Annotated in this window: 7 protein-coding genes; 2 read left to right on the top strand and 5 right to left on the bottom strand. The window is 72.8% G+C overall.

Features of this window, described 5'->3' with window-relative positions:
- From H5J33_RS14035 to H5J33_RS14055, 5 genes are all read right to left on the bottom strand, one after another.
- The coding region (locus H5J33_RS14035) for an ABC transporter ATP-binding protein (protein WP_181795237.1) at positions 1-1,805 on the bottom strand (1,805 nt) is incomplete at its 3' end.
- Positions 1,802-2,665 carry an ABC transporter permease gene (locus H5J33_RS14040; protein ID WP_181795238.1) on the bottom strand — a complete coding sequence of 288 codons (864 nt, stop codon included), beginning with the start codon at positions 2,663-2,665 and terminating at the stop codon, positions 1,802-1,804. The genes H5J33_RS14035 and H5J33_RS14040, both read right to left, overlap by 4 nt.
- 4 nt (positions 2,666-2,669) lie before the next feature.
- A complete protein-coding gene (locus H5J33_RS14045; protein WP_181795239.1) occupies positions 2,670-3,614 on the bottom strand; it encodes an ABC transporter permease in 945 nt (314 codons plus the stop codon).
- Between the two features lie 2 nt (positions 3,615-3,616).
- Entirely contained in the window at positions 3,617-5,209 is a 1,593-nt protein-coding gene (locus H5J33_RS14050; RefSeq protein ID WP_181795240.1) for an ABC transporter substrate-binding protein, read from the bottom strand.
- 435 nt (positions 5,210-5,644) lie between these two features.
- Positions 5,645-6,889: an ROK family transcriptional regulator gene (locus H5J33_RS14055; RefSeq protein WP_181795241.1), complete on the bottom strand. Its 1,245-nt coding sequence runs from the start codon at positions 6,887-6,889 to the stop codon at positions 5,645-5,647.
- Positions 6,890-7,419: 530 nt separating this feature from the next.
- Here H5J33_RS14055 and H5J33_RS14060 point away from each other — a divergent pair.
- Positions 7,420-8,388 carry a TauD/TfdA family dioxygenase gene (locus tag H5J33_RS14060; RefSeq protein ID WP_181795242.1) on the top strand — a complete coding sequence of 323 codons (969 nt, stop codon included), beginning with the start codon at positions 7,420-7,422 and terminating at the stop codon, positions 8,386-8,388.
- Positions 8,389-8,852: 464 nt separating this feature from the next.
- On the top strand, positions 8,853-9,044 hold the full coding sequence (locus H5J33_RS14065; protein ID WP_258565060.1) for a hypothetical protein: 192 nt from the start codon (positions 8,853-8,855) through the stop codon (positions 9,042-9,044).
- Positions 9,045-9,360 lie beyond the last annotated feature (316 nt).

The following is a 9,360-nucleotide window of genomic DNA, read 5'->3' on the forward strand; positions in this document are numbered from 1 at the left end:
GCGGCGGCGAGCAGGGCCCGGGTGTAGGGGTCGGCCGGGTTCTCGCACACCTCGTCGGCGCTGCCGGTCTCCACTATGCGCCCCCGGTGCATGACGGCGATGCGGTGACTGACCTGCCGTACCACGGCGAGGTCGTGGGCGATGAAGACGAGGGAGAGTCCGAGGTCGCGTTGCAGGTCGGTGAGCAGGCCCACGATCTGGGCCTGGACGGAGACGTCGAGCGCGGAGACGGGCTCGTCGCAGATGAGGACGGACGGTTCGGGGGCGAGGGCGCGTGCGATGCCGATGCGCTGGCGCTGGCCGCCGGAGAAGGACCGCGGGCGGCGGTCGGCCGCGGACGGGTCGAGTCCGACGAGCAGCAGGAGTTCCTCCACCCGCTGTGCGCGTCGGCGCCGGTCGCCGATGCCGAAGGCGTGCAGTGGTTCGGCGATGATCTGGCCGGCGGTCATGCGGGGGTTGAGGGAGGCGTACGGGTCCTGGAAGACCATCTGGATGCGGCGCCGTACGGAGTGCAGTTCGCGGCGGGAGGGGCGGCTGATGTCCACGCCGTCCAGCCGCAGGGTGCCCGAGTCGCTCGGGTGGGCGTGGGCGAGCACGCGGGCGAGGGTGGACTTGCCGGAGCCGGATTCGCCGACGATGCCGAGCGTCTCGCCGGCGGCCAGGGTCAGGGAGACGTCGTCCAGCGCGGTCAATGAACGGCCGCGCAGGCCGCGGCCCCGGTAGGTCTTGCGCAGTCCTACGGCCTCCAGGACCACGGCGCCGGGCCGGGGCCGGTCGATCCGGTCGGGCGGGGGCGCGGCGGGCAGCGGCGCGGGCCGGATCGGGGGAGGGCACGGTACGGGTGGCCTGCCCGATCCGGCCCGCCTCGTGACGGTGACCAGCGGCGGGGTGACGGTGCGGCAGCGGTCTTCGGTGAAGGCGCAGCGGTCGGCGAAGGCGCAGCCGTCGGTGAGGACCGAGAGGTCGGGCGGAGCACCGGGGATGCCGGCCAGACGGGTGCCGGACGGTGCGGAGAGGCGGGGCACCGCGGCGAGCAGGCCGGCGGTGTAGGGGTGCCTCGGGCGGGTGAGGACCTCGGCGGTGGGACCGTCCTCGACGACGGTGCCGCCGTACATCACCAGGACCCGTTCGCAGGCGCGGGCCACGACGCCCATGTTGTGGGTGATGAGGACCAAGGCGGTGCCGGTTTGGCGGTTGAGGTCGCCGAGCAGGGTGAGGATCTGGTCCTGGACGGTGGCGTCGAGGGCGGTGGTGGGCTCGTCGGCGACCAGGACGTCCGGTTCGCCGGCCAGGGCCATGGCGATCAGGATGCGCTGGCGCTGGCCGCCGGAGAAGCGGTGCGGATGGTCGTCCAGGCGGCGTTCCGGATCCGGGATGCCGACCAGGCCGAGGAGTTCCACGGCCCGGGCGCGGCGGGCCGCCTTGTCGCGGCCGCCGTGGGCGCGCAGCACCTCGTCCAGGTGGGCGCCCGCGGTGAGTACCGGGTTCAGGGCCGTCATCGGGTCCTGGAAGATCATGCCGATGCGGGCGCCCCGGACCCGCCGGAGCCCGGCCTCGTCGGCGGCCGCGAGGTCCTGCCCGTCCAGCAGGACGGAGCCGCGGGCGACGCGGCCGGTGCCCGGCAGCATCCGCAGCAGGGCGAGGGCGGTGGTGGACTTGCCGGAGCCGGACTCCCCGACGACGGCCAGGGTCTCGCCCCGGCCCAGGGTGAAGGACACGTCCCGCACGGCGCGGGTGACGGTGCCGTCGGGTGCGGTGAACTCGACGTCCAGACCGCGTACTTCGAGCAGCGCGGAGGCGGTCATCGGCGTATCTCCCGGTTCAGTGCCTCGGCGATCAGGGACAGACCGAGGACGAGCGCGGTCACGGTGATCAGAGGGCCGGCGGCGAAGTGCGGCGCGTCGGCGAGGTAGGGGATCGACTGGCTCAGCATGGCGCCCAGGGTGGGCTGCGGGGGGCGGACGCCGACGCCGAGGAAGCTCATCGCGCCCTCGATGAAGACCGCGACGGTCAGCGAGACGGCGATCTGCACGACGAGCGGGTCCACGGCGTTGGGCAGGATGTGCCGGGTCAGGACACGGGCCGGGGAGGCGCCGCCGACCCGGGCGGCGGTGGCGTACTCGCGTTCCCGCTCGACCAGGATGCCGGTGCGCAGGAGCCGTCCGAAGGCGGGGACCTCGGCGAGGGCGACGACCAGGACGACGGGCAGGCGGCCGGGGCCGAGGATGGCGGTGACGGCGAGGGCGAGGATCAGCCCGGGGAAGGCGAGGACGAGGTCGAAGGCCCGCTGGACGGCGGTGTCCACGGCCGGGTGGGTCGCGGCGAGCAGCGCGAACAGGCAGCCCAGGAGCGCCCCGAGGGGCACCGCGAGGCCGATGATGCCCAGGTCGGCGCGGATGCCGTAGACGAGGCGGGCGAGCAGGTCGCGGCCGAGGTCGTCGGTGCCCAGGAGGTGACCCGGGGTGCCGGGGGCCGCCAGGGAAAGGTCGGACTGGTCGGTCGGACTGTGCCCGGCGAGCAGCGGGGCGAAGACCCCGGCGAGCACGACGAGCAGGACGAGGGCGAGGCCGACGCGGCCCCTGACGGAGGCCAGCGCGGCCCGGTAGGGGTGGCGCGGGCTCCTGCGGGCGGGTTTCCCGGGGGCCGGGAGGGTGATGGCGGTCATGGGGTCACTCCCACCTGATCCGGGGGTCGAGCCAGGCATGGACGAGATCGGTGATCAACTGGACGAGGACGAAGACGGTCACCAGGAGCAGCAGCAGGTCCTGGACGACCGGGTAGTCCCGGCGGGTGAGGCCCTGTTCGGCGAGCTGGCCGAGGCCGGGCCAGGCGAAGATGGCCTCGACGAGCACGGCGCCGCCCAGCAGGTGGCCGGTCTGCATGCCGAGCAGGGTGACGACGGGCGGCAGCGCGTTGGGCAGGGCGTGGCGCCACAGCAGCCGGCGCGGGTGGACGCCCGCCGCGGTGGCCGTGCGCACGTAGTCCTCGAGGAGGGCGCGCTCGATGCCGTCCTTCAGATAGCGGCCGAGGACCGCGGCGCTGGGCAGCGCCAGGCACAGCGCGGGCAGCAGCAGGTACTGCACGCCCAGGTCGGGGGCGGTCAGGACGGAGACCCGGCCGCCCGAGGGCAGGACCTTCAGCACCACCGCGAACAGCAGCACGAGCAGGATGCCGGTGACGAACGGCGGCACGGCCAGCGCCCCGGTCGTCAGGACGCGGACGGTGGCGCGTACCCAGCCGCGGCGTGCGGTGGCACCGAGCACCCCGAACGCGGTGCCGAGGACGACGACGAACAGGAGGGCGCCCAGCGTGAGTTCCACCGTCGCGCCGAGGCCGTCGCCGATGAGGTCGGCGGTCTGGCCGCCGATGGCGTACGAGGGGCCGGGGTCGCCGGTGAGGAGGCCGCCGATCCAGTGGACGTACTGGAGGGGCAGGGGTTCGTCCAGGCCGAGGCGGTCCCGGATGGCGGCGACGGTCTCGGGACCGGCGTCCGGTCCGGCGAGCGAGGTCGCGGGATCACCCGGCACCAGGCGGAGGATCGAGAAGATCACGAAGGAGGCGACCAGGAGCACGAGGAGGGCGGACGGGAGCCGCCGCAGCAGTCGGACGCCCATGCTCAGGCCGCCAGGTAGGCGTTGTCGAGGTTGAGGTAGGCGAACTTGTTGAGCGTGACGCCGTGCAGGTCCTTGGCGGCGACCTGGACGTTGCCGCGGATGACGAGGTCGATGATGAACGCCTCGTCGAGGAGGATGTCGGAGATCCCGCGGTACAGCGCGTTCGCCGCGGCGCCGGTGGCGGGACTCGTCCACGCCTCGCGGACGACCCGGGTGTACTTCGCCGACCGGTATTTCGAGGTGTTCTTGGCCTCGTTGAAGGGATAGGCGCTGACCGCGAGGGTCGACGGCTGGACCTGGGCGAACCCGTGGCTCATCGTCCACAGGGCGGGCATCTTCTGGGAGATGAGGTCCTTCTGCGCGGTGGCCGGGTCGGTGGGCTGGAGGGTCACGTGGACGCCGACCTGCTTCAGGTCGTACTGGAGGGACTCGGCGACGGCGGTGTCCCCGGGCAGATTAAGGTGCAGCAGGGGAAGGTCGAGGCGGGTGTGTCCGGCGGACCTCAGCAGTTCGCGCGCCTTCGCGGGGTCGTGCGCGTAGTGGGTGCGGCCGGCCTCGGTGAAGGCGGGCGACGACTTCGGCCAGGGGGCCGCCGAGGCGAGTCCGTAGCCGCCGAGGGTCTGCTTCAGGATGCGGTCGCGGTCGACGGCGTGGGCGAGGGCCTGCCGGACGGTGCGGTCGCCGAGCGGGGCGACCGCGGTGTTGACGCCGAGGTACTGGGCTCCGCCGCCCGTGTCGTACTCGGTGACGGTGAGGCCGGGGCTGCTCTTGACGACGGCGAGGTTCCTGCCCGGCACCTGGAACGTGAGCTGCGACTGCCCCGTGCGCAGGGAGGAGACGAGGGCGTCGGCCTGCGGGATCACACGGAACTCGACGGCGTCGAGGTAGGGGCGGCCCTGCTGCCAGTAGGTGTCGTTGCGGGTGAAGCTCAGTCCGGAGCCCGGGCTCCACTTGGTCAGCCGGAACGGCCCGGTGCCGTTGAGCCTGGTTCCCTTCAGCGCCTCCTCGACGGAGTTCCGATCGGTGATGATCATGAACTCGAAGAGGTCGAAGAGGTTGTTGACGCGGTGGGCCAGCTTGAGCACCAGCCTGTGGTCACCCTGCTTCTCAAAACCGGTGATCACGGCCGCCGTCGCCCTCAGCTGGGCCGCTCTGGCGGGGTTCTGGAGGTTCTTCACGGCGAAGATCACGTCGTCGGCGGTGAACGGCCGGCCGTCGTGGAAGGTGACACCGGAGCGCAGGTCGAGGGTGATGCTGCGGCCGTCCTTCGCGTAGTGCCAGGAGGTCGCCAGTTCGGGCTGCGGTGTCAGCGTGTCGTCGTAGCGGGTCAGCGTGTTGTAAACGAGGCGGTGCTGGAGGGACTGGCTGCTCTGGGCGAACAGGAGACTCGGGGTGAAGTCGCTGTTGATGGCGACGCTCACCGTGCCGCCCCGCCTCGGTCCGGCGGCGCCTCCTTTCTCGGCGGATTCCGACGCGGAGACGGCCGAGCGGCAGCCCGCCAGTCCCAGCCCGAGGAGCAGGGTGCCACCGCCGGCGGCACGCAGGGTGGTCCGCCGGGAGGGTGTGGCGGCCGGAGAAGGGTACGACTCGGTCATCGGATGCCTGCCTGTGACGATTCGAGGGACGATGAGGTGACGACGAGACGCGGAGAACGGCGCCGCGCGCCCGATGCCGCGGATCATTACTTCCGCTGCGAGCGGAATTCATGGCTGCGAGGTCGGGCAAGCGGCTGACGGTTCGGCGCAGGAGCGCGCACGTCGTCGCTGTCAGCGCGGAGCCGCGTTGTCGGCGCGTATCGGCGTGGTCAGCGTGTGTCGGCGCGTATCAAGAGGAAGGGTGCGTGGGCGAGGCGGAGGCATCGGCGCAAAGACCCCGGGTCCGCTCGCGGGCGAGGTGATCAGACGCGAACGGCACAGACCGCGCTGGCCTGTCGGCACAGGTCGACATGCCTGCGGCAGACGAGGCGCTTTCCTGGATTCACGCCAGCAATATGACAGTGACCTCGTCCGGCGGTCAACGACGCTGTCCGTTCAGTGAGACGGTGTCAGTCCTTCCGCTTCGCTCCCCGCCCGCTCTTTCATCGTCCTCAACGGCGCCCTGAACAGCGGATTCAGCAGGACGGTGCCGGCCGCGACGGGCAGCGTGGCCGGGCCCGCATGGGGGCTGACAATGCGTTCCGGGTCGTCGCAGACGGACGAGAGGTCGACGGCGGCGCCCCGGATCTCCTCCAGGTAATCGGCGTCGAGGACGCTGGCGTGCTCGGTGACGACCACCAGGTCCGGGTTGACGACGTCGAGCAGGAGGGCGACCGCCCTGCCCACCGCCCTGGCCCGTTCCCGCAGCAGCCGGTCCGCGCGCCGGTCACCGGCGGCCGCCGCGTCCACGACCAGGAAGATGTCGGGTTCCGGCACGATCCCCCGGCGCGCCGCGGTCGCCGCGACGGCGGTGTTCGACGCGGTCGCCTCCAAGCACCCCGAACGGCCGCACGGGCATGGGGCGGTGGAGTCGGGCACGGGCAGGTGGGCGACGTCGCCGGCCGCCGAACCCGGACCTTGGTGCACCACGCCCGCGATGCCCAGGGCCGCGTCCACGACGTTGCCGACGAAGAGGTGGACGAGACTGCGCCGGGCGGCCGGCCTGCCGAAGAGGATCTCCGACTGGGCGATGGCACGCGCGTGGTTGTCGATCCGCACGGGCACACCGCCCAGACCCTCGGCGAGTTCCACGGCGAGCGGGCGCCGCCGCCACCCGAGCGCCTCGTGCCGGACGACCGACCCCCGCACCGGGTCGACCCAGCCGCCCAGCGCCGCACCGACTCCCAACAGGGGCCGTCCGCCCACGTGTTCGGCGAGGAAGGCACGCAGCTCGGCGGCGACGGCGGCCGGCAGCAGCTCCCGGTCCAGTCCGTCGTGCGGCACCAGGCGCCGGGCGATCACCCTGCCCCGCAGGTCGACCAGGCCCAGCGTCGACGCGGGCACGCCCAGGTGCACGCCGCCGGCCACCGGCCCGCCGACCGCACCGAGGTGCAGGTCCATCGGGATCTGCGGGCGTCCCACCCCCCGGCCCTCGGCGAGGTCGGGCAGTTCGCGCAGCAGACCCATGTGTGTCAAGTCGGTGGCCTGCCGGGACACGGCAGCCGGGCTCAGCCCCGAGAGCCGGGCGACGGCGCTGCGGGCGACCGGGCCGTGATCGAGGACCGTACGCAGCACGAGGGCCGCGTTCGCCTCGCGCCGACCGTCGCCGACCATTCGGGGCGGGTGGGCGGTGGACGTCATCGTTGCCTCTCCACGTTGCGGGGACATGAAATCCCGAAGCCGGTCACGGGCCGTCCCGCCAAGCGGGTGCCCAGGCGTCGGTTCTTTCGGTTCGGCGCCTGAACTCGCCTGGTCAGAGCGGGTTCCCGGGCCGACGGCCAGGTGCCGTGCAGGGGGAATTGAAGCACCCCGGGACAGGATCCGGGGCTCGGTCCCCGTCCTTGACGAGCCTCGCGGGGCCCTGCCAGTCTCCGGGGCATGCTCACCACGGCCGCTTGCCAGTCGTGGCTCGGCACCGCCGCCCCGGCGCCCTGTCCGGGCCTGTGTCGGGCTGCCGCCGGCGCCTGAACCGAGCGTCCCGCGCCGCGGGTTCGCGCCGCCGCCACCGTCGTCATGGCAACTGCGCACCCCCGCTCTCCGTGTCATCCGGCATCCGCCTCGGCCGCGGCGGTTTCCGGGCGCGGTCCCTGTCTCGCCCCAATTGCTTCCCCTCAGGAATTAACTCCACGCAAGCCGACATCCGTTGCTTGTGTCCACGGAAGGAAACACACATGACCACCACAGCCCCGGCCCCCGTCGTCACCGTGCGGAAGGTCGGTGGCCGCCTCGGCGCGGTCCTCACCGGCGTCCGTCTCGGCGGCGACCTGCCCGCGCAGACCGTGGCGGAGATCCGCGCGGCCCTGCTCGAGCACAAGGTCGTCTTCTTCCGCGGCCAGGACCACCTGGACGAGGAGCAGCACGAGGCCTTCGGCCGTCTGCTCGGCACACCGGTCGCCCACCCGACCGTCCCCTCCGCCGACGGCCGCTACTCCTTCCCGATCGACTCCGACCACGGCGGCCGTGCCAACCAGTGGCACAGCGACGTGACCTTCGTCCCCGAGTACCCGGCCTTCTCCATCCTGCGCGCCCTGGTCGTGCCCCCGTACGGCGGCAACACCCTGTGGGCCAACACCGCGACCGCGTACGCCGGGCTGCCTCAGCCGCTGCGCCGCCTCGCCGACGAGCTGCACGCCGTGCACTCCAACGACTACGACTACGCCGCGCTGCGCCCCGACGCGCTGCCCGAGCAGTTGGCCCGGTTCCGCGAGGTGTTCACCTCGACGAAGTTCCTCACGGAGCACCCTGTCGTGCGCGTCCACCCGGAGACCGGGGAGCGGGTCCTGCTGCTCGGCAACTTCGTCCAGCGCATCAAGGGGCTGACCGCGGCGGACTCGCGTGCCCTGCTCCAGCTCTTCCAGTCCCACATCGAGCGGCCCGAGAACACCGTCCGCTGGCAGTGGCAGGCCGGCGACGTCGCCATCTGGGACAACCGGGCGACGCAGCACTACGGAGTGGACGACTCCGACGACCACGAGCGCAAACTGCGCCGGGTCACCATCGACGGTGACGTCCCGGTGGGCGTCGACGGCCGGTCCTCCGTGCTGCTGTCCCCCGAGTCGGTGCCGGACCCGGCGTTCGGCGTCGCGTCGGGTGCGTCGGGCACGTCGGACGTCTCGGCCTCGGAGACCGCCACCGCATGACCGTGCCCCGTCGTCCCCACGTGCTCGTGGTCCTCACCGGCCAGCAGCACCGGGACACCACGGGCGTGTACGGGAACCAGGCGGGGGTGACTCCCGAGTTCGGCCGGCCGGCCCGCGAGGGCACGCTCATCGAACACGCGATCACCCCCGACCCGGTGTGCGCGCCGGCCCGTTCGTCCCGTCTTCGACGCGGCCGGCTATGCGACCGGGTAGATCGGCAGGTGGCACTTGGTGGGCGAGGACGGCGGGCCCATCCCTCCCGAGCGGCGCGGCGGTTACCGTTCCCGGCTCGCCTCGGGCCGGTCGGAGCTCACCTCCGACGCCCACCGGAACGGCTTGCTCCGGTACAGGCGCGGGCCGTGGACCGTGTCGGCTCGGCAGCGTGTGCCCCGCGACCGGCGGGGTCGTCGGCATACCGGTGTCGGGATCTTCCCCGGCCCGATGACGTCTCCGTCGACGCGCTGGTGCGGCACATCGGCTACGCGGTCGAACCCGTCGGCACTGAACACGTCGGAGTGTCCGGCCACCCGTTCGACCACGACGACTTCAACGCGCTGCTCAAGCAGAGCCCGGAGCCGTTCCCGGACTCCTGCACCCGCTGGGGCCGAACGACTTCCTGCCTCCGGAAGGCCTGCTGGCCGTCGAAGACGCGCTGATCGCTCGCGGATACCCCACCGTGTCGGGCGGGAGGCTCGTGGCCTGCGCTCCCTGGAGCAGCGCCGGGCAGCACGGGCTGAACGCCCACCGCAGTGCCGGAGCGTGTCCGAGTGGGGCCGGTTGCGCCCGGGCCGCCGCGCCGGCGTGTGGTGGCCCGGGCTGCCAGGGGTGTCAGGGGGTGGTCAGGAGTTCCTCCAGTGCTCGGGCGGTCCGCGGGTGGCGGGTGAGCAGTGCCGCGCCGGTGCGGGACGGTGCGGCCTGGTGCCCCGCTGGAACACGGTCACGACGGGCGGCGACCGCTACACACCGCACTCC

The organism is Streptomyces sp. WELS2, from assembly GCF_013870595.1.
In the GTDB taxonomy this organism is placed as follows: Bacteria; Actinomycetota; Actinomycetes; order Streptomycetales; family Streptomycetaceae; genus Streptomyces.